The following is a 23,588-nucleotide window of genomic DNA, read 5'->3' on the forward strand; positions in this document are numbered from 1 at the left end:
AATGTTTGAAGAAATTCATTTTAATACCATAGAAAGACTTCCAAATTATGTTTTTGCTGAAGTTAATGCGATTAAAATGGCAGCAAGAAGAGCAGGGGAGGATATAATAGATTTTTCTATGGGAAATCCTGATGGTAAAACTCCTCAACACATTATAGATAAACTTTGTGAAAGTGCAAATAAAGAAAAAACTTCTGGTTATTCTGCTTCGAGTGGAATTTATAAACTAAGACTTGCAATTTGTAATTGGTATAAAAGAAAATACGATGTTGATTTAGATCCTGAAAGTGAAGTAGTTGCAACGATGGGCTCTAAAGAAGGCTTTGTAAATTTAGCAAGAGCTGTTATTAACCCAGGAGATGTAGCTATTGTACCTACACCCGCTTATCCTATACACACTCAAGCTTTTATCATAGCAGGTGGTAATGTAGCAACTATGAATTTTGATTTTAATGAAAATTATGAATTAAATGAAAATACTTTTTTTGAAAATTTACAAAAAACACTACATGAAAGTATTCCGCGTCCAAAATATGTAGTGGTAAATTTTCCGCACAATCCTACAACAGTCACTGTGGAAAGAAGTTTTTATGAGAGATTAGTTGCAATGGCAAAAAAAGAAAGATTTTATATTATTTCTGATATTGCTTATGCAGATTTGACTTTTGGTTCTTATAAAACCCCTTCTATTTTTGAAGTTGAAGGTGCTAAAGATGTAGCGGTAGAAACTTATACACTTTCAAAGTCTTACAATATGGCAGGTTGGCGTGTAGGTTTTGTAGTGGGTAATAAACGCTTAATTGCGGCTTTGAAAAAAATCAAGTCTTGGTTTGATTATGGTATGTATACTCCTATACAAGTTGCTGCTACTATAGCTTTAGATGGAGATCAAACTTGTGTTGAAGAGATTAAGGCAACTTATGCAAAAAGATTAGAAGTCTTGCTTGATTCATTTTTTCAGGCAGGATGGGAGCTGAAAAAACCAAATGCAAGTATGTTTGTTTGGGCAAAACTCCCTCAAAGTAAAGCTCACCTTGGAAGTATGGAATTTTCTAAACAGCTTTTGCAAAAAGCAAATGTAGCGGTAAGTCCTGGAGTTGGTTTTGGTGAAGCGGGTAATGAGTATGTTAGAATAGCTTTAATAGAAAATGAAAACCGCATTCGTCAAGCAGCAAGAAATATAAAAAAATATTTAAGAGAATAAAATGAAAATCGCAATTTTGGGATATGGTACGGTAGGAAGTGCTGTTGTAGAGACTTTGCTAAAAAATCAAGATTTAATTAAAGCAAGATGTGATGAAGAAATTATTCCAGTAATTGCTTTGGCAAGAAATCCAAAACCAAATGCATTAATTCCTGTGGTAAATGATATTGATGAGGTTTTAGAGCGTGAAGATATTGATGTATTTGTGGAGTTAATGGGTGGTATTGATTTACCCTTTGAGATAATTTCAAAAATTTTAAAAAGAAAAAAAGCAGTGGTAACTGCTAATAAAGCTTTGCTTGCTTATCATCGTTATGAGCTTGAAAAATTAGCACAAGATACAGCTTTTGGTTATGAGGCGAGTGTGGCGGGTGGAATTCCTATTATTAAAATTTTAAAAGAGGGCTTGAGTGCTAATAATATTGTTTCTATTAAAGGCATTTTAAATGGCACAAGCAATTATATTTTAAGTAAAATGACCGAAGATAATACCAAATTCCAAGAGGTGTTAAAAAAAGCACAAGATTTAGGATATGCTGAAGCTAATCCCACTTTTGATATAGAGGGTTTTGATGCAGCGCATAAACTTTTGATTTTAGCAAATATTGCCTATGGATTAAGAGTAAAACCTGAAGATATTTTGATTGAGGGTATTAGCAAAGTAAGTAATGAGGATATTTATTTTGCAAAAGAATTTGAATATACCATAAAACACTTGGGTATTGCTAAGATTAAAGATGAAAAAATAGAATTAAGAGTTCATCCTACCATGCTTAGCAAAGATAAAATACTAGCAAAAGTTGATGGGGTAATGAATGCTATTAGTATTGATGGAGATGTATTGGGTGAAAGTTTATATTATGGCCCAGGAGCAGGTGGCAGGGCAACTGCAAGTGCTGTTATAGCTGATTTAATCGATATAGCAAGAAAAGAAAAAAATAGTGCTATTTTTGGGTATTTAAATGATACTTCTTATAAACTTTTAAGTAAAGATGAAATTTATACAAGATATTATTTAAGATTAAAGGTATTAGATAAAATAGGAGTTTTATCAAAAATCACACAATTAATGAGTGAACATCAAATTTCAATCGATACTTTCTTGCAAAAGCCTAAAAAAGAAAAGCAAGATTATAGCACTTTATTTTTCATCACTCATCAAACTTATGAAAAAAATATACAAATTTTAACTCAAAAGCTTAGAGAACAAGAATTTGTAAAAGATGATGTTTTTATGATGAGAATAGAAGAGTAATGGCATTATTTGAATATCTTTTTGGTAAAAAAGGAGAAGAGTTAGCGTGTGAATTTTTAAAAACACAAGGATTTGAAATTTTAAAAAGGAATTTTTATTCTAAATTTGGAGAAATTGATATTATTGCTAAAAAAGATAAAATTTTACATTTTATTGAAGTTAAAAGCACGCAAGGTGATTATGAGGTAGAATATAGATTGGATAATAAAAAATATAATAAAATTATTAAGACTATAGAATATTACTTTATGAAACATAAAAATGATGAAAATTATCAACTAGATTTACTTTGCGTATATAAAGATGATATAAAACTTTTAGAGAACATTAGTTATTAAGGGAATGTTTATTCTATTTTAATAGAATTTGAAAAAACAAAGGAGAAAAAAATGGGAAAATATATTGATTTAACTACAGAAAATTTTGCACAAGCAAAAGAAGGTGTAGCTTTAGTAGATTTTTGGGCTCCATGGTGCGGACCTTGCAGAATGCTTGCACCGGTAATTGATGAGCTTGCAAATGATTTTGATGGTAAAGCTAAAATTTGTAAAGTAAATACAGATGAGCAAGGTGATTTGGCTGCACAATTTGGTGTAAGATCTATCCCAACTATCATTTTCTTTAAAGATGGTGAAGTGGTTGATCAACTAGTTGGTGCTCAATCAAAACAAGCTTTAGCAGATAAACTAAACTCACTTTTATAATCTTAAGCCACTTTTTGTGGCTTTTCTTCATATTTTTTACTATTTAATAATTTTTATTATTTATAATTAAAGAAAAATTTGTATAATACTTATAAATAAAACTATAAGGAAAATATCATGTTAGATTTAGCTATTATAGGTGGTGGACCTGCAGGTTTGAGCGCAGGTTTATATGCTACAAGAGGTGGATTAAAAAATGTTGTAATGTTTGAAAAAGGTATGCCTGGTGGGCAGATTACTTCGAGTTCAGAGATAGAAAATTATCCTGGAGTTGCTCAAGTTTTAGATGGAATTTCTTTTATGGCTCCTTGGAATGAACAATGTATGCGTTTTGGTTTAAAACATGAGATGGTAGGTGTTGAGCAAATTAGTAAAAATTCTGATGGAAGTTTTAATATAAAATTGGAAGGCGGTAAAAACGAACAAGCAAAAGCAGTTATTGTTTGCACAGGTTCTACTCCGCGTCGTGCTGGTTTTAAAGGCGAGGACGAATTTTTTGGTAAAGGTGTGAGTACTTGTGCAACTTGCGATGGCTTTTTTTATAAAAATAAAGAAGTGGCTGTTTTAGGTGGGGGAGATACTGCTTTAGAAGAAGCTTTGTATCTAGCTAATATTTGTTCAAAAGTGTATTTAATCCACAGAAGAGATGAGTTTAGAGCAGCACCTTCAACAGTTGAAAAAGTAAAAAATAATGACAAAATAGAATTAATCACAAATGCGGTTGTTGATGAGGTTTGCGGTAATAATATGGGTGTTAATAAAATTAAAATAGCATTTAATGATGGTTCTAAAAGAGAGCTTGATGTGCCTGGAATCTTTACCTTTGTTGGATTAAATGTAAGAAATGAAATTTTAAAACAAGATAATGGTGAATTTTTATGTGCTATGGAAGAAGGTGGTCAAGTTAGTGTTGATCTTAAAATGCAAACTAACATAGCAGGGTTATTTGCAGCAGGTGATTTAAGAAAAGATGCTCCAAAACAAGTAATATGTGCAGCAGGCGATGGAGCGGTTGCAGCGCTTAGCGCTTTAGCTTATATTGAAAATTTACACTAGAATTTCTAGTGTAAATTGATTAACTTCCAATAACTCCGCCATCAATTTTACTTATTGCTATTATACTTGATCTTGGTGTTTTGCCATAAGGAAATTGACTGCCTTTTAATTTCTCTCCTGGATGTTGAATTCCAACAAACATAGTTTTATAATCTTGACTAAAAGCAATTCCTGTTATTTCGCAAGCTATTGGTCCTGTTAAAAATCTTTTTATTTCCCCTGTTTTTGGATTAGCTGCTAACATACAATTATTTCCCATGCCTTCAAATTCTTCTTGATTAGAATAGTTTCCATCAGTTTGTATCCAAAGGCGACCATCTCTATCAAAACTTAATCCATCGGGGGAATTAAATTTATTATTACTTGTAATGTTGTTTGAACCTTTATTTAAACTTGTTTGATTATCAGGGTTTCCTGCAAGTGCAAAAATTTCCCAAGTAAATTCATCATCTTTATGAGAATTTTTATGCTCCCATTTAATTATTTGTCCGTAAATATTTTTTGTTCTTGGGTTTGCTGGATTTGGGTTATTATTTTTTTTATTGTTTGTTAAGGTAGCAAATACTTCTTTTGAGCCACTTTCTTTATGGCTTGCTATCCATTCACATCTATCCATAGGAGTTGCATTTACAATAGTTCCAGCAATTCTAGCATTGATTAACACATCTGCTTGAGAGTTAAAACCATTTTCTTTATTAAGGTTATTTTTACCATATTCTAACTCAATCCATTTTCCACTCCCTCTAAAATTTCCTATTTTTCCATTAAATTGTGCTACATATAAGGTTCCTTCATCTAAAATTTTGCTAGTATCTAGACCTTTTTTATATTTATGTTTGCTTATAAATTTATAAATAAATTCATTGGCTTCATCATCTCCCATATAAATTACAACGGTTCCATCATCTTCTACAATTAATTCTGCATTTTCGTGTTTAAATCTTCCAAGAGCTGTTCTTTTTATAGGTATGCTGTTTGGATCAAATGGATCAATTTCTACAACCCATCCAAATTTATTTGCCTCGTTTGGATTTTTACTTAAATCAAATCTTTCATCAAATTTTTCCCACCCATATTGACTTTGAGCTTTAAATCCAAATCTAAGTTGCTCTTTTGAAAATTTAATTTTTTCATCTAAACTTCCAAAAAAATCATTTATATTTTCTTCGCAAGTAAGATAAGTCCCCCAAGGTGTTTTTCCATTGGCACAATTATTTAAAGTTCCATATATAAAATTTTCATTTTGAAGTACTTGTTGTTTTGCTGGACCACTAACGCTCATTTTTGTATTTGCATCGATTCTGCGATTGTATTTAGAATCAAGCACCACAGACCATTGATCTTTTTCTTTTTTTATTTCAAAAATACTCACCCCTAAATTTGCTTGTTCATATAAAATATCATCTAAGCTAAGATTTTTACCTTGATGTTTAAACATAATTTCAGGATTTATATATTCATTATTAATAGCTAGTATAGCCCTATCTTTTGAAAGAGGAAAAAAACTCATACCATCGTTATTGTCCCCAAAAGTTAATTTAGCATTTTCCACAGCTTTTTTATCGATATTTTTTTCTTCATCATAAGTAGATGCTTTGCTAAAAAGAGGATCGCCCCATGAGATTAAAATATCTGCTTTGTAGCCATCTGGTACGATAACTTTATCTTCTGTGCTAGCAGGTATTTCTTTAAAATTTATCAAATCTTTATCTTTTAATAAACTCGCATTTAAATTTGAGCTAGCAAAAAATGCTACCATAGAACCCAAAGCTGAGCCTTTCAAAAATGTTCTTCTTTTCATAAAACTCCTTTTAAAAATGTGTTATAAATTTAAAGTTTTTTGGAAACTTTTTGGAAACTTTTGCTCATGGTATGTAATATTGTATTAATTAACTTAGTGATACAATTTCTCACTGCAAATATAAAGGATAAATTTATGATATGTATAGGAATTCATGGGAGCAATGGTCGCATGGGTAAACAAATTGAAAATTGTTTACAAGATCAAAAAGATGTTAAAGCAAGTGCATTTTTTTATCAAGGATCAAGCTATGAAGAATTTTTTAACAAATGCGATGTAATAATTGATTTTTCTTCCCCGAAAGGTTGTGAGGATTTGTTGTTATACGCAAGAAGCAATCCTAAACCTTTAGTGATAGGTACTACAGGATTAGATGCTAAGCAAAATGAGTTAATGCAAAGTGCAAGCATTACTATGCCAATTCTTTATGCTACCAATATGTCTTTGGGTGTAGCTATTTTAAAAAAACTTTCATGTTTAGCAAGTGAAGCTTTAAGGGATTTTGATATAGAAATACTTGAAATGCACCATAATAAGAAAAAAGACGCTCCAAGTGGTACAGCTATGACTTTAGCACAAAATGTCGCTAAGGCTAGGAATTTAGATTTGGAAAAGGTTAGAGTAAGTGGTAGAGATGGGATTATTGGTCAAAGAAGTAAAGATGAAATCGCAGTGATGAGCTTAAGAGGTGGTGATATAGTGGGTTCTCATAGAGTTGGATTTTATAATGATGGTGAATTTATAGAATTAAATCATAGTGCTACTTCAAGAGCTACTTTTGCTATGGGGGCTATTAGATGTGCTAAATGGCTGGTTTCTCAAGAAAATGGCTTATATGATATAGACGATTGTTTAGGAATTTAAATGTGTGCGGTAGTTGGAGTAATTAATTCAAAAAATGCAAGCACGGTGGCTTATTATGCTTTATTTGCTATGCAACATCGTGGCCAAGAAGCAAGTGGAATTAGCGTGAGTGATGGTTTAAATATCAAAACTCATAAAGCTAAAGGTGAAGTAGGACAAATTTTTAATACTCAAATTTTAGCAGATTTAAAAGGTAGTATAGCTGTAGGCCATAATCGTTATTCTACCGCCGGAAATTCTTCTTTGCATGATGCACAGCCTGTTGCAGCTACTTGTTCTTTGGGTGATATTTCTTTAGTGCATAATGGAAATTTGATTAATAAAGAAGAAGTTAGAAAAGAGTTAATTGATAATGGAGCTATTTTTCATTCTAATATGGACACGGAAAATGTTGTACATTTAATAGCAAAAAGCAAAAAAGAAACTTTAAAAGATAGGTTTATAGAAAGTCTAATGCAAAGTAAGGGTGCATATTGCTTTATGTTAGCTAGTAAAAATCAACTTTTTGTGGTAAGAGATCCTTATGGGGTTAGACCTTTATCTTTGGGAAAATTAAAAGATGGTGGATATATTGTAGCGAGTGAAACTTGTGCTTTTGATTTGATAGAAGCTGAATTTATCCGCGATATAAAGCCCGGTGAAATGCTAGTTTTTACTCAAGGTAGTGATGAGTTTGAAAGCATTCAAGTTTTTGATAAAACAGATCCAAGAATTTGTGCATTTGAATATATTTATTTTGCTAGACCTGATAGTATTATAGAAGGTAAAAGTGTATATGAAGTGCGTAAAAAAATGGGTGAAGCCTTGGCTAAAAAATTTAAAGAAAAAGTAGATTTTGTAGTGCCTGTTCCTGATAGTGGAGTAAGTGCTGCTATAGGTTTTGCGCAATATTTAAAAATTCCACTTGAAATGGCCATAGTTAGAAATCACTATGTTGGAAGAACTTTCATAGAACCAACTCAAGAAATGAGAAATTTAAAAGTAAAACTGAAATTAAATCCTATGAAGAAAGTTTTAGAAGGCAAAGATATAGTGGTGATTGATGATAGTGTAGTAAGAGGAACAACTTCTAAAAAAATCATCACACTTTTAAGACAAGCAGGTGCTAGAAAAATTCATTTGGCTATAGCTTGCCCAGAAATCAAATTTCCTGATATTTATGGTATAGACACTCCAACTTTTGAAGAGTTAATTTCAGCTAATAAGAGTATTGAAGAGGTTAGAGAATATACAGGTGCAGATAGTTTGACTTTTTTAGATATTAATGAGCTAGTTTCAAGCATAGGCAATGAAAGAAAATATTCTTTGATTAGTTTTGATGGGGATTATTTTATTAAATAATCCTTATCTGCATTTTAATTGTTTAAAAATTTTATAACTTTGAAAATGAGGTGGCAATCCTACTTCAAAAGAAAAGTCTTTGTAGGTATGACCTGATAATTGATTTGCAATGTTAATATTATACGAAACATCTCTTTGTTGTTGATTTGCTTTTTTTATGCTATTAAAATTTTGTTGATTAAAAATTTCTCCACTGATTTCATGCTTTTTATTATTATCAATAATTCTAAGTTCTAAAAAGCATTCTGAAATTTTAAAATTAGTATCGTTGGTTACTCTACCTTTTATAATAATACTTTCTGTAGCTAAGCGTCTGTAGGTTGAAAAATTACTCAAACTAGCTTTTTTTGTGTATTGATCTATAGTTAATAATAAAGAAATAGTTAAGATTGAGGCTAATATAAAACTTATTATGCAAAAAATTATCATATATTTTTTGTTTTGTATTTTTAAATAGAATAAAATCCAAGTAAGGAAAGTTGAAGCTAGCATAATAAAAATGATAAGAATATGAAAAAAAGTAAAATATCCCATTAAAAACACTTTGAATTAATTTTAATATCAAAATCTTGACCTTCATTAAAATCGGAAAATTTGGTTTTTAGATTAATAGTTTGGTTGGGACTTATTGTTTTTTCGATAGTGGTAGATTTGCTTCTTAATGGTTTTAATAAATGTATTAAATTTTTAAAAGTATTATTTTCATCGCTTTTTCTAAATACCTCTACTTTTATTTTGCAAAATTTAAAACTTTTTTTAGAAGTATTTGTCAAGCTATAATCAACACTTAAAGAATTATCATATACAAAAAATTGAGCATTATCTAAGCTGGCTATTCTGGATCTAACTTTAGTATCAATTAAAAAATATCCCAAATACGCAATACTAAGTGAACATAAAATTCCTAAAAAAATTATAATAAAAGCAAAAGTAGGTTTGTTTCTAACAATCAAAGCAATAAATAAAGTGATAATGAAAAAGAATACAACTAAAGCCATTAACAAAAAATCGATCAAGTGCAAATGAGCTGTATAAAAGATCATTTGCTCTCGGATATGTTGAACATTCATTATCACTTCTTTATTTTTTAATTTGCTACTGAACTTGTTCTTTTATTATCTTTGCTATCAACCCAAATATTTGGCACAGCTCCGCCTGGTGTTAAGAAAATTTTAGCATCTTTATTGACTTTAAGTGCTTCATTAAATTGCTTTTGGGTTTCAATTTGTTTTAAATCAAGTAAAGGATTATTTAAACTTTTTGCTATTTCTCTATTTGAATATGCTTGTGCATCAGCTTCAATTTTTACCGCACTTGCTCTACCTTTAGCACTAATAATAGTTGCATTTGCCTCCCCTTCAGCTAAAGCCGCTTTTTTAAGTGCTTCTTGGTTAGCTCTTTCAACTTCATATTTAGTTCTTTCAGCTTCTTGTTTAGCAATTTGTACTCTTTCGATTTGTTCTTTTACTTTTATAGGTAAGATAATTTCTCTAAGCTGAACTGCTTGAAGCTCTGCTGGCTCATTTGGTTGGCTTTCAATAGTTTTTCTAATACCCTGATCAATTTGCACCGCTATAGTATTACGATTTGTTGGAAGCTCTTCTGCGGTGTATTGACCTACAACATTTCTTACAACATCTCTTACTACTGGATCTATGATTTTATTTTCCCAATTAAGCCCCCATGTTGCGATAGTTTGAGGAACTTGTAAAGGATTTAATCTGTATTGAACGGTTACATCAATAGATACAGGCAAGCCTCTTGAATCAAGCACTGAAATACTATTTTTATTAACAACGCCTGATCCTATTTGTAAATTTTCATTTATTCCTTCGATTGAAGCATAGTTGATTTGTCTTACTCTAGTATCTACGATAGTGATTTTTTGCAGTATAGGCATAAAAAAATGAAGTCCTGGTTCAAGTGGGGTAGGGCTGTATTTACCTGTAGTGGATTTGATCCCCATTTCCCCTGAATTTACTATTGCAAAAGGTTTAAAAAGTGCAAAAACTAAAATAATCGCAATTGCACTATAAATTAATGGGGAAAATTTCCCAAAACCTTTGAAATTAAATTCTGGTGTTTTGAAGTTTAAATTTTGCTTATTGTTGTTTTGATTGTTTTTTTTATTAAAATAATCATTCAAATCAGCTGGCATTTAGTTCCTTTGTTAAATATAAGTTAGCATAGAAGCGTATTTTTCATTGCGTCCATAAACTATATCAAAATACGCATTTTGAAGCTTTGTCGTTAGCTCACCTCTTTTTCCATCTCCTATAATTCTTGCATCAATATTATTTATCGGAGTTATTTCTGCTGCAGTTCCTGTGAAAAATGCTTCATCAGCTACATAAACTTCATCTCTTGAAATTCTTTGACGCACTACACTTATGCCCAAATCATGTGCAATTTTTAAAACAGTATCTTGAGTGATACTTTTTAATGAAAAATCATTTGGTGGTGTGATTAGCTTATTATCTTTAATCATAAAAAAACACTCACCTGTTCCTTCTGCTACAAAACCTTCTTCATCGAGCATTAAGGCTTCCTCATATCCTGCTTCTATAGCTTCATATTTAGCCATTTGAGAATTTAAATAATTTGCACTTGCTTTTGCTTTACCTAAGCTAGATTTTACACTATTTCTAGCAAAAGAAGAAATTTTAACCTTAATACCTTTTTCTAAGCCTTCTTCACCTAAATAAGCACCCCATTCCCAAGCAGCAATAGCTACCCTAACAGGAGCTTTAGCATGATAAACTCCCATAGTACCATCACCTAAAAAGATTAATGGTCGCAAATAGGTGTTATTTTGAAAATTATTTGCTCTTAAAAGTTCAACTTGTGCATTTTCAAGTTCTTCTTGAGAAAAAGGAGAATTAATTAAAGTAATTTTTGCAGACTCTAAAAGTCTTTTGGTGTGTTCTTTTAATCTAAAAATTGCTAAACCATTTTGTGTTTTATAAGCTCTTGTTCCTTCAAAAACTGCATTTGCATAATGTAATGAATGTGTTAAAACATGAATTTTTGCATCATCAAAATCAATGATTTTTCCATCCATCCAAATTTTTTTTGCCCTAATCATAACTAAGCCTTTTTGTTGAAAATAAAACTAATTTTATCAAAAATATACTAATAATTACTAGAATATAGTAAAATTATTATATTTGAAACAAGGAAAAATCATGCCAATTATAAATATCAAATTAGCTAAACCAGAATTTAGCAAAACACAAAAAGAAGAGCTAATAGCAGATATTACAGAACTTTTACATACAAAATACAACAAGCCAAAGCAAAATATAGTGATTATGTTAGAAGATATTGAGCCATATAATATTGCTTTTGGTGGCGAAAGTGTAGAAAAATTAAGATTGAAAGATAAAAAATGAAAGAATTGCAAATTGGTGATAAAGCTCCTGTGTTTGAACTTTTAAATCAAGATGGAGTTAAAATTTCTTTAAGTGATTTCTTGGGTAAAAAAATTATTTTGTATTTTTATCCAAAAGATAACACCCCAGGTTGTACCACACAAGCTTGTGAATTTAGTCAAAGTTATGAGGATTTTTTAGAGCAAAATGCTGTGATTATAGGTATTAGTCCAGATAGTGTTAAATCGCATGAAAATTTCATAAAAAAATATGATTTAAAACACACTTTATTAAGCGATAGTGAAAAAGAAATTTGTAAACTTTATGGTGCTTGGGGTTTAAAGAAAAATTATGGTAAAGAGTATGAAGGGCTTATAAGATCTACTTTTGTGATTGATGAAAATGGAAAAATCTTAAAAATTTATAAAAATGTAAAAGCTAAAGATCATGCTTTTAAGGTGTTAAAAGAATTATGCTAGTGCATATTTGCTGTAGCGTGGATAGCCATTATTTTATACAAGAATTAAGCAAAACTTATCCTGAAGAGAAAATCATTGGGTATTTTTATGACCCAAATATTCATCCATATAGTGAGCATGAACTTAGATTTTTAGATGTTAAACGCAGTTGTGATAAATTAGGCATTAAACTTTATAAAGGTGAATATGAGTATGAAAAATGGCTTGAGGGTGTAAAGGGTTATGAAGACGAACCTGAAAAAGGCGCAAGATGTCAAATTTGTTTTGATTTTAGAATGCATAAAAGTGTTGAATTTGCTCAAAAAATTGGTGAAAAAAAACTTACAACAACCCTTTTAACATCCCCTAAAAAAGACTTAGAGCAGTTAAAATTAGCTTTACAAAAAGAATGCGATAAATTTGGTATAGAGTTTTTGGCACCTGATTTTAGAAAAAATGGAGGCACGCAAAGACAATTTGCCTTAGCTAAGCAAGATATGCTTTATCATCAAAATTATTGTGGGTGTATTTATGCACTTTCTAAACAAAAAGGCCAAAAAGCTTTTATAGATGAGCTTATGAGTCCTATAAATAAACAAATATTACCTTCAAGCATAGAAGAAAAGATAAAATTTTACAATCAAGTAAAAAAATTAGAAAAAAAGGGTGTTAAATTTGAAATTCAAAGAGAGAAATTTTTAAATTATCGCTTACTAAGAGCTTTGATAAAAGAAAACAAAAAAGCCATAAAAACTCATGTTTTATTTTATTCTCATTTTAAAAATTCTTACACTAAATTTAGTATTTTAGAAGAGGATTTAAAGTGCTATAAAAGCGTAAAGGATGAGATTAATTTATGGAGTTTTGATTATTTAAATAGTTTGTGCAAAATGCGATTTAAAAGTTTTGAAGATTTTTTACAAAATCCTTTAAAAATAGAGCAAGAAATCAAAATAAGGCAAAAGCATTTTGGTGCTTATGATCTTTCGCCGGTGATTATTGTTGAAAATATCACAAAAGGCGCTTATGAATTTATAGCAAAAAGTGAAATTTATTTTGATAGTAAAGAAAAGATTGTGAAGTTATAAAACTTAACTAGTTTGTTAATATTTTTTTTGTAAAATCTGAATTTTGAATATATTTTAAGGCTAAATTTATGATAGATGTAATGCAAATTCAAAAAATTTTACCACATAGGTATCCATTTTTACTTGTAGATAAAATCGTAGAATTAAAAAATAAAGAAGTTGTTAGAGGTTATAAAAATATTAGTATAAGTGACCATGTTTTTATGGGACATTTTCCAGATCATCCAATTTACCCGGGTGTGTTAATTTTAGAAGGTATGGCACAAACTGGAGGGGTTTTAGCATTTGAAAGTATGGATGATAAGGTAGATCCAAGCACTAAAGTAGTGTATTTTACAGGTATTGATAATGCTAAATTTAGAAATCCAGTGCGTCCAGGTGATAGGCTTGATTATGAGATGAGTGTGGTGAAAAATCGTGGAAATATGTGGATTTTTCAAGGAAAAGCTTTTGTTGATGGACAATTGGTTGCAGAAGCTGAACTTAAAGCTATGATAGTAGATAAATGATGAGCAAAATTCATCCAAGTGCTGTTATAGAAGATGGAGCTATTATAGCAGATGGTGTTGTAGTAGAGGCCTATGCCTATGTTGGAAAAAATGCCAATATAGGTGCAAATACTATCATCAAACAAGGTGCAAGAATTTTACCTAATGTAAGCATAGGTGAAAATTCTAAAGTTTTTTCTTATGCCATAGTTGGAGATATCCCACAAGATATATCTTATAAAGATGAGATAAATTCAGGTGTTATTATAGGAAAAAATGCAGTTATTAGAGAATTTGTTACTATAAATTCAGGTACAGCTAAGGGCGATGGTTTTACAAGAATAGGTGATAATGCTTTTATAATGGCTTATTCTCATATTGCACATGATTGTTTGCTTGGAGATAATATTATTTTAGCAAATAATGCTACTTTAGCAGGTCATGTGGAACTTGGAGATTATACTGTGGTAGGTGGACTTACTCCAATACATCAGTTTGTTAAGGTAGGTGAGGGGTGTATGATAGCAGGTGCTAGTGCGCTTTCTCAAGATGTGGTGCCATTTTGCTTAGCTGAAGGAAATCGAGCAAGCATTAGAAGTTTAAATTTAGTAGGCATTAGAAGACGCTTTGATAAAGAAGAAGTGGATGTTTTAAGTAAGGCTTTTAAATTTTTATTCAGACAAGGAAATTTAAAAGATAATGCTTTAAGTTTGCTAGAAAATACTTCTAGTGAAAATGTGAAAAAAATGTGTAATTTTATCTTAGAAACAAAAAGAGGAATTCCTATATATAAGGAAAAAAGTCATGGTTAAAAGATGTAGTTTTTGCAATGAAATAGAAACAAGTGAAAGAAGAATTTTAGTAAATGATTATAATAATGCCTTTATATGTGAGTATTGTGCCGAAAGTGCTTGTAATATTTTCTTTGGAGAGGAAAAAGAATTAAAAAATAAAGAAGTTGATAAAGAAAATTTTAAAGATATTACTCCTAAGGAATTAAAAGCATATTTAGATAAATATGTTATCGGGCAAGATAGAGCTAAAAAAATCTTTAGTGTAGGGGTATATAATCACTACAAAAGGCTTTTTAGATCTGAATTAGAAGATGATGATACAGAATTAGCAAAATCAAATATTTTATTAGTAGGCCCAACGGGAAGTGGAAAAACTTTACTAGCACAGACTTTAGCTAGATTTTTAGATGTTCCTATCGCAATTTGTGATGCGACTTCTTTAACTGAAGCAGGTTATGTGGGAGAAGATGTTGAAAATATCCTTACTCGTCTTTTGCAAGCTGCTGATGGAGATGTGCAAAGAGCACAAAAAGGGATTATATTTATCGATGAGATAGACAAAATCGCAAGAATGGGTGAAAATCGCTCCATTACAAGAGATGTAAGTGGTGAGGGTGTGCAACAAGCCTTACTCAAAATTATCGAAGGATCTTTGGTAAATATCCCACCAAAAGGCGGTAGAAAACACCCAAATCAAGACTTCATACAAATAGATACAACTAATATTTTATTTGTGTGTGGTGGGGCTTTTGATGGTATTAGTGATATTATTAAAAGAAAATTAGGCGATAATGTTATGGGCTTTTTTACTGATGATAAAAAAGATGAAAAAGAAGCTTTACTTCAAAGACTAGAGCCTGATGATTTGGTACATTTTGGGCTTATTCCTGAACTTATAGGAAGATTGCATGTGCTTGCTTCTTTAGAAGAGCTTGATGAAGAAAGCATGGTGCGTATTTTAACTGAGCCAAAAAATGCCATTATTAAGCAATATCAAAAACTTTTTGCTATTGACAATGTGGAATTAAAATTTGAAGATGAAGCGCTAAGAGAGATTGCTAAGCTTTCGCTAGAGCGTAAAACAGGCGCTAGAGGTTTAAGAAGTATTATTGAAGAAATGATGGTAGATTTGATGTTTGATTTGCCAGAGTATAATGGATATAGCATAGTAATTACTAAAGAAGTGATCAAAGAAGGTGCAAAACCTTTATTTATAAAAAATAAAAAAGTTAAAGGCTGAGAATGATTTTAGATCAAATAATTGGATTTTTTTCAAGCGATATGGGGATTGACTTAGGTACTGCAAATACTTTAGTTTTGGTAAAAGATAAAGGTATAGTGATTGATGAACCTTCGGTTGTTGCGGTAGAGCGTGAAAGATATGGTAGGGTTAAAATTTTAGCTGTTGGAAAAGAAGCTAAGGAAATGGTAGGAAAAACCCCAGGTAATATCGAAGCAATCCGTCCTATGAAAGATGGTGTGATTGCTGATTTTGATATGACTGAAAAAATGATCCGTTATTTTATAGAAAAAACTCATAGAAGAAAATCTTTTTTAAGACCTAGAATTATCATTTCAGTTCCTTATGGATTAACCCAAGTAGAAAGAAAAGCGGTTAGAGAAAGTGCGTTAAGTGCGGGTGCTAGAGAAGTATTTTTGATAGAAGAGCCTATGGCAGCAGCTATTGGTGCAAATTTACCAATTAGAGAGCCTCAAGGGAGCTTGGTGGTAGATATTGGCGGTGGTACTACTGAAATTGGTGTTACTTCTTTGGGCGGTCTTGTGATTTCAAAATCTATCCGAACAGCTGGTGATAAGCTTGATACTAGTATAGTAAATTATGTAAAAGAAAAATACAATCTTGTCATAGGTGAAAGAACGGGCGAGGAAATCAAAATCGCAATAGGCTCAGCAGTTCAGCTTCCAAAAGAGCTTTCTATGGTAGTTAAAGGACGCGATCAAGTAACAGGATTGTTAAATAGAATAGAGTTAACAAGTGAAGATGTAAGAGAGGCTATGCGTGAGCATTTAAAAGAAATTGCTGATGCATTAAAAATCGTTCTTGAAATGATGCCGCCTGATCTTGCAGCTGATATTGTTGAAAATGGTGTTGTTTTAACAGGAGGCGGAGCTTTAATACGCGGTCTTGATAAATATTTATCTGAAATTGTAAAACTTCCAGTATATGTAGCTGATGAGCCACTTTTAGCAGTGGCAAAAGGCACAGGTAAAGCTTTGGAAGAAATTTCTTTATTGCACCAACTAACGAATGAAGAGTAAAATTCTTAGTGTTTTAATTTTATCTTTTTTAGTGTTTGTTTCGTTTTATTATGGAGATATAATAAAACGAAATGTTTTAGATTTAAATATTGCTATTGTTAATCAGTTTTCTCAAAGCATTAATCTTTTAAAAGATAAATTTAATGAGCATTTTAATCAAGCTCAAGAAATTAAAAAATTAAGAGAAAGAAATGCTGAACTTGAAAAAAACAATATCTATATGAAAAACTTTGCCAATGAATTAAACAATATTTTAAGTGATAAAAATTCAAGTTTTTATTATCCTAATGTTAGTTTAGTTAAGGCAACTTCTTATGCTCAAATTAGTGATTATCATAAGGTTTGGCTTGATGTGGATTATAAAGGAAAAATTAAAGGCTTAATTTATAATGGCTATACAGCAGGCATAGTTATAGAAAAAAATGGTAGAGCTTTGGGACTTTTACAAGGTGATGAAGAGTGTATTTTTTCCGTATATATAGGTAAGGAACAAGCACCAGGTATAGCTCATGGTAGAAATGATTATGTTTTAGTTAAATATATTCCTAAATGGCTTGAACTTAAAATGGGCGATAAGGTTTATACAAGTGGCTTAGATGAGATTTTCTTTTCAGGAATTCCAGTGGGCGAAATTTTTAAAATAGAAGAAGAAGGCGCCTATCAAAATGCATATGTTAAACCTTATGTAAAAATGAAAGTACCAAGTTATTTTTATATGGTAGAAAATTTTTAATAAAAAGTTATTTATTTTAGTTGATATAAATTATTATTTACTATTAAATATTAGAATTATCTCCGAATTTTAAAAATTTAGGAGATTAAATGAAAAAATATATCAGTAGTTGTTTAGCTTTTTGCTGTTTAAGTGGTGCTATTTATGCAAATGAAGTGGAATATGATGCACAAAAAATAGCAGATATTTTTTATCAACTTAATGCTGATCCTAAAAATCCAAAAGCAAAAGTTAATCATGCAAAAGGCTTTTGTGCTATGGGAACTTTTGAGCCAGCTTTGTCTATCAATAAAGAAGTTGATGTGCCTTTGTTAACACAAAAAAGTTTGCCAATCCAAGTAAGATATTCTTTGGGTGGAGCTTTTAAAGATGATAAAAGCAAAACAAGAGGTATGGCTATTAGAATTACTGATCCTAAAGATTCTGCTTCTTGGACTATGGTTATGCTAAATACAGAAATAAATTTCGCAAAAAATCCTAAAGAATTCGGTCAGTTTTTTGAAATGAGACTTCCTGTAAATGGTAAAGTCGATCAAGAAAAAATAAGCAAGATGATGCAAGAGGTTGATTCTTATAGAAATTTTGCTGCATATACTGATAAAATTGGCATTAGTAAAAGTGTAGCAAATACTCCATTTTTTAGTATTCATACTTTTTATTTTAAACAAGCAAACGGAGAAAACTATTTACCAGCAAGATGGAAATTAGTTCCAAGTGAAGGTGTGGCATATTTAAATGAAGCACAAATGAAAAGTGCGAGTAGTGATTTTTTAAAAGAAGATTTCCAAAATCGTGTAAAAGCTAATAAGCCGGTTGAGTATAAAATGTATTTAGTATATGCAAATAAAAATGATATTACCAATGAAACAACGGCTTTATGGAGCGGTAAGCACAAAGAAAGTCTAGTTGGGACTTTTAAGGTTAATGCCTTGAGCGATGAAGATTGTAATTTTGATGTATATTTTCCTTCGGATGTACCTCAAGGGGTTAATCCACCACAAGATCCTTTATTTGATGTAAGAAATGAAGCTTATGCTATAACTTTTGGTAAGCGTCAATAAAATTTAGCTCTTTAAGAGCTAAATTCTTTGTTAAATTCAACTTCTAAAAAACTTATATTTGTTATAATTTGGCTAAAAATTCAGCTTAGGAAAATACATGCCAAAAAGAACAGATATAAAAAATATATTATTAATAGGCAGTGGGCCTATCATTATAGGTCAAGCTTGTGAGTTTGATTACTCAGGAACTCAAGCGGCAAAAACTTTAAAAGAGCTAGGTTATAGAGTAGTTTTGATCAATTCTAATCCGGCTACGATTATGACAGATCCTGAATTTGCTGATGCAACTTATATAGAACCAATTACCAAAGAAAGTATTCTAAGTATTATCAAAAAAGAAAAAATCGATGCGATTTTACCTACTATGGGTGGCCAAGTTGCTTTGAATGTTGCTATGGAAGTTTATGAAAGTGGCGAGCTTGCAGATATAAAATTTTTAGGTGCAAATCCTGAAGCGATTAAAAAAGGCGAAGACAGACAAGTTTTTAAAGAATGCATGAAAAAAATTGGCATGGATTTACCAAAATCTATGTATGCGTATAATTATGAAGAGGCTTTAAAAGCTGTTGATGAGATTGGCTTTCCTTTGATGATTAGAGCTTCTTTTACCTTAGGTGGTGCAGGAAGTGGCGTGGTATATAATATGGATGAGTTTGCAGAACTTGCAAATACTGCTTTAGCGCTAAGCCCTATCCATGAAATTTTAATCGAAGAAAGCTTGCTTGGTTGGAAAGAATACGAAATGGAGGTCATTAGAGATAAAAATGACAATTGTATTATCGTTTGCTCTATTGAAAATGTCGATCCTATGGGAGTTCATACAGGCGATTCTATTACTATAGCTCCTGCTTTAACTTTGACTGATAAAGAATACCAAGCGATGCGTAATGCTTCTTTTGCTATTTTAAGAGAAATTGGAGTAGATACAGGTGGATCAAATGTGCAATTTGCTATCAATCCAACTAATGGTAGAATGATAGTTATTGAAATGAATCCTAGGGTTTCAAGATCTTCAGCCCTAGCTAGTAAAGCTACGGGCTATCCTATAGCTAAGGTAGCTACGCTTTTAGCAGTTGGATTTAGTTTAGATGAGATTAAAAATGATATCACAGGAACTCCTGCTTCATTTGAACCGGTAATTGATTATATCGTAACTAAAATTCCTCGTTTTACTTTTGAAAAATTCCCAAATGCAAGCACAGAGCTTGGCACTGCTATGAAAAGCGTGGGTGAGGTTATGGCTATAGGGAGAACTTTTAAAGAAAGTATTCAAAAAGCACTTTGCTCACTTGAGAGAAATTTAAGTGGGTTTGATACTATAGAATGTGATAAAAATGAGCTTTTAGCAAAAATCCGCCAAGCTAATGAAAAACGCTTGCTTTATATAGCACAAGCTTTTAGAGAAGGTTTTAGCACACAAGAGCTTTTTGAGCTTTGCAAAATAGATCCTTGGTTTTTAAATCAAATCAAAGAAATAGTGGAATTTGAAAATCAAATAGATATGGATATTTTAAGTAATAAGCAACTATTAAGAAAAGCTAAAACCTTAGGTTTTTCAGATAAAAAAATTGCTAGCTTAATTAATCAAAAAGATAATCTTGAGTTAAGCCAAAATGATATTTATTATGCAAGAATGAAACACAAAATCATCGCTCAATATAGTGAAGTAGATACTTGTGCAGGAGAATTTGAAGCACTGACCCCGTATTTATACTCAAGTATTAATACAAATGAAGCTACGCAAGTAAAAGAAAGTAAAGATAAAAAAGATAAAAAAGTGATGATTATAGGTGGTGGACCAAACCGCATAGGACAAGGCATTGAGTTTGATTATGCTTGCGTGCATGCTTCTTTTGCTCTAAAAGATATGGGTGTAAAAACTATAATGTATAACTGTAACCCAGAAACGGTTTCAACAGATTATGATACGAGTGATATTTTGTATTTTGAGCCAATTGATTTTGAGCATTTAAGAGCGGTTATTGATAGAGAAAGACCCGATGGAGTGATAGTGCATTTTGGTGGTCAAACCCCGCTTAAATTTGCAAAACGCCTTAGTGCTTTTGGAGCAAAGATTATAGGAACAAGTGCAAGGGTAATAGATTTAGCTGAAGATAGAAAGAAATTTGCTAAATTTATTGAAGATCTAGGTATAAATCAACCTAAAAATGGCACAGCCATAAGTGTAGAAGAAGCGATTATAAAAGCAAATGAGATAGGTTATCCTGTGCTTGTTAGACCAAGTTATGTTTTAGGTGGTCGTGCAATGCGTGTAGTGCATGATGAGAGTGAGCTTAGACTTTATATGCAAGAAGCAGTAGATGTGAGTGATAAATCTCCGGTATTAATCGATCAGTTTTTAGATAATGCAACTGAGCTTGATGTAGATGCGATAAGTGATGGAAAAGAAGTTTATGTAGCAGGTATTATGGAGCATATTGAAGAAGCAGGAATTCACTCAGGCGATAGCGCTTGCTCTTTACCTGCTGTAAATATTGATGAAGCTATGCTTGAAATGATTGAGCAAAAAACAAAAGATATTGCTTTAAATTTAGGTGTAGTAGGACTTTTAAATATACAATTTGCTATTTATGATAATAAACTTTATATGATAGAAGTAAATCCAAGAGCTAGTAGAACCGTGCCTTTTGTGAGCAAAGCCACAGGAATTCCTTTAGCTAAGGTTGCAACGCGCATGATGTGGCAAGGAAATTTAAGAGAAAGCTTGAAATTTTATGACACCTTTAAAGTGGTAGAGGAAAAAAACGGAATTTTAAGAGCTAAAAAACCAAAACATATTAGTGTAAAATCAGTGGTATTTCCTTTTGCTAAACTTAGCGGAAGCGATCTTGAGCTTGGACCTGAAATGCGCTCAACCGGTGAAGTTATGGGAGTAAGTAAAGATTTTGATAACTCTTATGCAAAAAGCCAACTTGCTTCTTCAAATTTCTTACCAGAAAGTGGTAATGTGTTTTTATCACTAAGAGAGCAAGATAAAAAATATGCAGTAGATTTAGCTAATGAGTATATTAAGCTAGGATTTAAAATCATTGCTACGAGTGGAACTTATAAAGTTTTACAAGAAGCGGGCTTGGAGTGTGAGTTTGTGCATAAAATTTCTGAAGGACGCCCGAATGTAGAGGATAAATTAAAAAATTCTCAAATTCAACTTGCTATAAATACTAGCGATGAGCATAGTTTTAAAGGCGACACTAAAAAAATTAGAGCAAATATTTTACGCTTTAAAATCCCATATTTTACAAATCTAAGAGCAGCTTATGCGGGGATTAAAGCTATCAAAGCTATACAAAATAAATCATGTCTTGAAGTAAAGAGCTTACAAGAATACTTAAAAACATGATTTATCTTGCTCAAACTGATACAACAGCAGGGTTTTTAAGTAAGGACTTAAAAGCCCTTAATACTTTAAAAAAAAGGCCCTTAAAGAAAGATTGTTTAATTACTACGGCTAAATTTAGTGAGCTTAAAAAACTTACAAGAGTGCCAAATTATTTTAAAAATACTATTAGAAAATCCAAAAAAACTACTTTTTTATATCCTAATTCTAAAGCAATACGCGTTGTGAAAGATTGCACTCATGAGGAATTTTTAAAAAAGTTTGATTGGCTTTATTCTACTTCTGCAAACATTCATGGAAAAAAATTTGATCTAAATTGGGCTATGCAAAATGCAGATAAAATAGTAGATGAAAAGTTTTTTGAAAGTGGAGCCTCAAAGATTTTTAAACTTCGAGGCATTAAAAAAGTTAAACTGCGTTAATTTCCAAGCGGCCAAAATACTTTTGGCTCTTCGCCGATTTTTGCTTGTCCATGATACATTCCAAGTTTATCTTTAGTCCAAGCATAACCAACTTTTCCATTTTTATCTATTGAAATAATTCCGCCTGTACCACCAAGTTTTGCAACTTGTTTGATAGTTTCTTGGGCTGCTTTTTGCACTGAAAGTTTTTTGTATTTATACAAAGACGCAACTTCATGGGCTGCAGCTACTCTTATGTAAATGTCACCTGTTCCTGTGCAAGAAATTGCTACTGAGTCATTATTTGCATAATTTCCTGCTCCTATGATAGGAGAATCCCCAATGCGTCCTGTCATTTTATTTGTAGTGCCACCTGTGCTTGTACCTGCTGCTAGGTTGCCATTTTTATCTAAAGCTATTGCACCTACTGTGCCTAAATATGGCTCGGTGCTTACACCAAGATGAGCTTTTGCCTTATCACTATCTAATAAAACTTCCTTGCTTTTTTTAGCTTCTTGAAGTTGTTTGTATCTGTGCTCTGTAAAGAAGTATTTTTGTCCTACTATTTCTAAGCCATGTTTTTTGGCTAATTTATCAGCACCCTCGCCCGCTATTAAAGTATGGGGTGTTTTTTCCATAACAAGTCTTGCTGCCTCTATAGGGTTTTTAATCGTCCTAGCCATAGCAACTGCACCTGCTTTTAAATTTTTTCCATCCATTATAGATGCATCAAGCTCATTAAATCCATCAGAGGTAAAAACAGCACCTTTCCCAGCATTAAATTCAGGACTATCTTCCATTACTTTAATAGCGGCTATAACTGCATCAACCGAGCTCCCTCCTTTTTCAAGTATGCTTTGACCTGCTTTTAAAGATTCTTTCATTACCTTTTCTCTTTTGGCAAATTCTTCTTTGGTAAGTCCTAAGCCACTTGTTCCACCATGTATAACGATAATTGGCTCAAAATCTTTTGCAAAGACATTATTGCTTAGTAAAAATATTAAACTAGTTAATGTCAATAAAATTCTTTTACTACAGGTTAAAAATTTCATTATTTACTCCTTTTTTAAAATTATTTATTATATTTAATAAAAATTAAATATAACTAAAATTTAATTAATAAATGAGTATTTTTAGGACAAAAATTCTACTTTTTATTTTTATAGGTGTTATTTTTGAAAAATTTTTTAGAAATTAATTAAAATGTTTTTATATTTATTGCAAAATTAGGAGGTATTTTAATGTTTAAAACTATTGTAGCTAAGAAAATATCATTTTTCACAGCTTTGATTTTGGTTGTTGGATTTGGTATTTTTGTTGGACTAAATTAT

General features: G+C 31.2%; 24 protein-coding genes. 18 read left to right on the plus strand and 6 right to left on the minus strand.

Translation table 11 applies throughout. The annotated features are described in order from the left end of the window. Position 1 precedes the first annotated feature (1 nt). The 5 genes from L8X33_RS04500 (at position 2) to trxB (ending at position 4,219) form a co-directional block, all read left to right on the plus strand. Positions 2–1,204 (plus strand): LL-diaminopimelate aminotransferase, encoded by a 1,203-nt coding sequence (locus L8X33_RS04500; protein WP_220566550.1) that lies wholly within the window; start codon positions 2–4, stop codon positions 1,202–1,204. A gap of 1 nt (position 1,205) precedes the next feature. Further along, on the plus strand, positions 1,206–2,459 hold the full coding sequence (locus L8X33_RS04505; RefSeq protein WP_133319498.1) for a homoserine dehydrogenase: 1,254 nt from the start codon (positions 1,206–1,208) through the stop codon (positions 2,457–2,459). After that, positions 2,459–2,797 (plus strand): YraN family protein, encoded by a 339-nt coding sequence (locus tag L8X33_RS04510; RefSeq protein WP_133319499.1) that lies wholly within the window; start codon positions 2,459–2,461, stop codon positions 2,795–2,797. Before L8X33_RS04505 ends, L8X33_RS04510 begins: the two co-directional genes overlap by 1 nt. A gap of 51 nt (positions 2,798–2,848) precedes the next feature. Then, positions 2,849–3,163: a thioredoxin gene (gene trxA, locus L8X33_RS04515; protein ID WP_039619298.1), complete on the plus strand. Its 315-nt coding sequence runs from the start codon at positions 2,849–2,851 to the stop codon at positions 3,161–3,163. Between the two features lie 117 nt (positions 3,164–3,280). Then, complete coding sequence (trxB, locus tag L8X33_RS04520; RefSeq protein WP_263670063.1) at positions 3,281–4,219, plus strand: thioredoxin-disulfide reductase; 939 nt, start codon at positions 3,281–3,283, stop codon at positions 4,217–4,219. A gap of 19 nt (positions 4,220–4,238) precedes the next feature. Here the strand turns inward: trxB and L8X33_RS04525 are convergent, their stop codons facing one another. Continuing rightward, on the minus strand, positions 4,239–6,020 hold the full coding sequence (locus L8X33_RS04525) for a PhoX family protein (protein WP_263670065.1): 1,782 nt from the start codon (positions 6,018–6,020) through the stop codon (positions 4,239–4,241). 135 nt (positions 6,021–6,155) lie between these two features. Here L8X33_RS04525 and dapB point away from each other — a divergent pair, with 135 nt between their 5' ends. Together dapB and purF are read left to right on the plus strand one after the other, a co-directional pair. After that, positions 6,156–6,884, plus strand: coding sequence for a 4-hydroxy-tetrahydrodipicolinate reductase (dapB, locus tag L8X33_RS04530; protein WP_263661500.1), 729 nt, complete (start codon positions 6,156–6,158; stop codon positions 6,882–6,884). Next, positions 6,885–8,225, plus strand: coding sequence for an amidophosphoribosyltransferase (gene purF / locus L8X33_RS04535; protein WP_133319503.1), 1,341 nt, complete (start codon positions 6,885–6,887; stop codon positions 8,223–8,225). A 3-nt stretch (positions 8,226–8,228) separates the two neighbouring features. On the opposite strand, the gene L8X33_RS04540 is transcribed toward purF, so the two are convergent. Genes L8X33_RS04540 through ilvE form a run of 4 tightly spaced genes read right to left on the minus strand, consistent with a single transcriptional unit; the run spans position 8,229 to position 11,310 of the window. Continuing rightward, the gene (locus L8X33_RS04540) at positions 8,229–8,759 is read right to left on the minus strand and encodes a DUF2393 family protein (protein ID WP_318529602.1); all 531 of its coding nucleotides are present in this window, start codon (positions 8,757–8,759) and stop codon (positions 8,229–8,231) included. Beyond that, positions 8,759–9,295, minus strand: coding sequence for a DUF2393 family protein (locus tag L8X33_RS04545; RefSeq protein WP_133319505.1), 537 nt, complete (start codon positions 9,293–9,295; stop codon positions 8,759–8,761). Before L8X33_RS04545 ends, L8X33_RS04540 begins: the two co-directional genes overlap by 1 nt. A gap of 17 nt (positions 9,296–9,312) precedes the next feature. Beyond that, a complete protein-coding gene (locus L8X33_RS04550; protein WP_133319506.1) occupies positions 9,313–10,383 on the minus strand; it encodes a prohibitin family protein in 1,071 nt (356 codons plus the stop codon). A 12-nt stretch (positions 10,384–10,395) separates the two neighbouring features. Continuing rightward, a complete protein-coding gene (gene ilvE, locus L8X33_RS04555; RefSeq protein ID WP_263666599.1) occupies positions 10,396–11,310 on the minus strand; it encodes a branched-chain-amino-acid transaminase in 915 nt (304 codons plus the stop codon). Positions 11,311–11,410: 100 nt separating this feature from the next. Between ilvE and L8X33_RS04560 the strand changes: the two genes are divergently transcribed. From L8X33_RS04560 to L8X33_RS04610, 11 genes are all read left to right on the plus strand, one after another. Further along, positions 11,411–11,617: a tautomerase family protein gene (locus L8X33_RS04560; protein ID WP_133319508.1), complete on the plus strand. Its 207-nt coding sequence runs from the start codon at positions 11,411–11,413 to the stop codon at positions 11,615–11,617. Beyond that, positions 11,614–12,075 carry a thioredoxin-dependent thiol peroxidase gene (gene bcp / locus L8X33_RS04565; protein ID WP_133319509.1) on the plus strand — a complete coding sequence of 154 codons (462 nt, stop codon included), beginning with the start codon at positions 11,614–11,616 and terminating at the stop codon, positions 12,073–12,075. Before L8X33_RS04560 ends, bcp begins: the two co-directional genes overlap by 4 nt. Next, on the plus strand, positions 12,069–13,142 hold the full coding sequence (locus tag L8X33_RS04570) for an epoxyqueuosine reductase QueH (RefSeq protein WP_133319510.1): 1,074 nt from the start codon (positions 12,069–12,071) through the stop codon (positions 13,140–13,142). Before bcp ends, L8X33_RS04570 begins: the two co-directional genes overlap by 7 nt. Before the next feature lie 68 nt (positions 13,143–13,210). Next, positions 13,211–13,651: a 3-hydroxyacyl-ACP dehydratase FabZ gene (fabZ, locus tag L8X33_RS04575; protein ID WP_039619275.1), complete on the plus strand. Its 441-nt coding sequence runs from the start codon at positions 13,211–13,213 to the stop codon at positions 13,649–13,651. Continuing rightward, complete coding sequence (gene lpxA, locus L8X33_RS04580) at positions 13,651–14,442, plus strand: acyl-ACP--UDP-N-acetylglucosamine O-acyltransferase (RefSeq protein ID WP_263666638.1); 792 nt, start codon at positions 13,651–13,653, stop codon at positions 14,440–14,442. The genes fabZ and lpxA overlap by 1 nt, the downstream gene beginning before the upstream one ends. Beyond that, the gene (gene clpX, locus L8X33_RS04585; RefSeq protein WP_263666600.1) at positions 14,435–15,664 is read left to right on the plus strand and encodes an ATP-dependent Clp protease ATP-binding subunit ClpX; all 1,230 of its coding nucleotides are present in this window, start codon (positions 14,435–14,437) and stop codon (positions 15,662–15,664) included. The genes lpxA and clpX overlap by 8 nt, the downstream gene beginning before the upstream one ends. 2 nt (positions 15,665–15,666) lie before the next feature. Beyond that, positions 15,667–16,704, plus strand: a complete 1,038-nt coding sequence (locus L8X33_RS04590; RefSeq protein WP_012662095.1) for a rod shape-determining protein — start codon at positions 15,667–15,669, stop codon at positions 16,702–16,704. Next, positions 16,694–17,437: a rod shape-determining protein MreC gene (gene mreC, locus L8X33_RS04595; protein WP_133319511.1), complete on the plus strand. Its 744-nt coding sequence runs from the start codon at positions 16,694–16,696 to the stop codon at positions 17,435–17,437. The genes L8X33_RS04590 and mreC overlap by 11 nt, the downstream gene beginning before the upstream one ends. Positions 17,438–17,526: 89 nt before the next feature. Then, a complete protein-coding gene (locus tag L8X33_RS04600) occupies positions 17,527–18,498 on the plus strand; it encodes a catalase (protein WP_263660462.1) in 972 nt (323 codons plus the stop codon). Positions 18,499–18,595: 97 nt separating this feature from the next. Beyond that, positions 18,596–21,859, plus strand: coding sequence for a carbamoyl-phosphate synthase large subunit (gene carB, locus L8X33_RS04605; protein WP_263670067.1), 3,264 nt, complete (start codon positions 18,596–18,598; stop codon positions 21,857–21,859). Next, positions 21,856–22,278, plus strand: a complete 423-nt coding sequence (locus tag L8X33_RS04610) for a Sua5 YciO YrdC YwlC family protein (protein ID WP_263666602.1) — start codon at positions 21,856–21,858, stop codon at positions 22,276–22,278. The genes carB and L8X33_RS04610 overlap by 4 nt, the downstream gene beginning before the upstream one ends. Here L8X33_RS04610 and L8X33_RS04615 read toward each other — a convergent pair. Further along, on the minus strand, positions 22,275–23,309 hold the full coding sequence (locus L8X33_RS04615; RefSeq protein WP_263659513.1) for an isoaspartyl peptidase/L-asparaginase family protein: 1,035 nt from the start codon (positions 23,307–23,309) through the stop codon (positions 22,275–22,277). The genes L8X33_RS04610 and L8X33_RS04615 overlap by 4 nt on opposite strands. Positions 23,310–23,588: the final 279 nt, after the last annotated feature.

Source organism: Campylobacter sp. CNRCH_2014_2849, from assembly GCF_025772845.1.
In the GTDB taxonomy this organism is placed as follows: domain Bacteria; phylum Campylobacterota; class Campylobacteria; order Campylobacterales; family Campylobacteraceae; genus Campylobacter_D; species Campylobacter_D lari_D.

Coding starts and splice junctions, on each gene's coding strand:
- L8X33_RS04500 (WP_220566550.1), top strand. CDS start 2: ATGTTTGAAGAAATTCATTTTAATACCATAGAAAGACTTCCAAATTAT.
- L8X33_RS04505 (WP_133319498.1), top strand. CDS start 1,206: ATGAAAATCGCAATTTTGGGATATGGTACGGTAGGAAGTGCTGTTGTA.
- L8X33_RS04510 (WP_133319499.1), top strand. CDS start 2,459: ATGGCATTATTTGAATATCTTTTTGGTAAAAAAGGAGAAGAGTTAGCG.
- trxA (WP_039619298.1), top strand. CDS start 2,849: ATGGGAAAATATATTGATTTAACTACAGAAAATTTTGCACAAGCAAAA.
- trxB (WP_263670063.1), top strand. CDS start 3,281: ATGTTAGATTTAGCTATTATAGGTGGTGGACCTGCAGGTTTGAGCGCA.
- L8X33_RS04525 (WP_263670065.1), bottom strand. CDS start 6,020: ATGAAAAGAAGAACATTTTTGAAAGGCTCAGCTTTGGGTTCTATGGTA.
- dapB (WP_263661500.1), top strand. CDS start 6,156: ATGATATGTATAGGAATTCATGGGAGCAATGGTCGCATGGGTAAACAA.
- purF (WP_133319503.1), top strand. CDS start 6,885: ATGTGTGCGGTAGTTGGAGTAATTAATTCAAAAAATGCAAGCACGGTG.
- L8X33_RS04540 (WP_318529602.1), bottom strand. CDS start 8,759: ATGGGATATTTTACTTTTTTTCATATTCTTATCATTTTTATTATGCTA.
- L8X33_RS04545 (WP_133319505.1), bottom strand. CDS start 9,295: ATGAATGTTCAACATATCCGAGAGCAAATGATCTTTTATACAGCTCAT.
- L8X33_RS04550 (WP_133319506.1), bottom strand. CDS start 10,383: ATGCCAGCTGATTTGAATGATTATTTTAATAAAAAAAACAATCAAAAC.
- ilvE (WP_263666599.1), bottom strand. CDS start 11,310: ATGATTAGGGCAAAAAAAATTTGGATGGATGGAAAAATCATTGATTTT.
- L8X33_RS04560 (WP_133319508.1), top strand. CDS start 11,411: ATGCCAATTATAAATATCAAATTAGCTAAACCAGAATTTAGCAAAACA.
- bcp (WP_133319509.1), top strand. CDS start 11,614: ATGAAAGAATTGCAAATTGGTGATAAAGCTCCTGTGTTTGAACTTTTA.
- L8X33_RS04570 (WP_133319510.1), top strand. CDS start 12,069: ATGCTAGTGCATATTTGCTGTAGCGTGGATAGCCATTATTTTATACAA.
- fabZ (WP_039619275.1), top strand. CDS start 13,211: ATGATAGATGTAATGCAAATTCAAAAAATTTTACCACATAGGTATCCA.
- lpxA (WP_263666638.1), top strand. CDS start 13,651: ATGAGCAAAATTCATCCAAGTGCTGTTATAGAAGATGGAGCTATTATA.
- clpX (WP_263666600.1), top strand. CDS start 14,435: ATGGTTAAAAGATGTAGTTTTTGCAATGAAATAGAAACAAGTGAAAGA.
- L8X33_RS04590 (WP_012662095.1), top strand. CDS start 15,667: ATGATTTTAGATCAAATAATTGGATTTTTTTCAAGCGATATGGGGATT.
- mreC (WP_133319511.1), top strand. CDS start 16,694: ATGAAGAGTAAAATTCTTAGTGTTTTAATTTTATCTTTTTTAGTGTTT.
- L8X33_RS04600 (WP_263660462.1), top strand. CDS start 17,527: ATGAAAAAATATATCAGTAGTTGTTTAGCTTTTTGCTGTTTAAGTGGT.
- carB (WP_263670067.1), top strand. CDS start 18,596: ATGCCAAAAAGAACAGATATAAAAAATATATTATTAATAGGCAGTGGG.
- L8X33_RS04610 (WP_263666602.1), top strand. CDS start 21,856: ATGATTTATCTTGCTCAAACTGATACAACAGCAGGGTTTTTAAGTAAG.
- L8X33_RS04615 (WP_263659513.1), bottom strand. CDS start 23,309: ATGAAATTTTTAACCTGTAGTAAAAGAATTTTATTGACATTAACTAGT.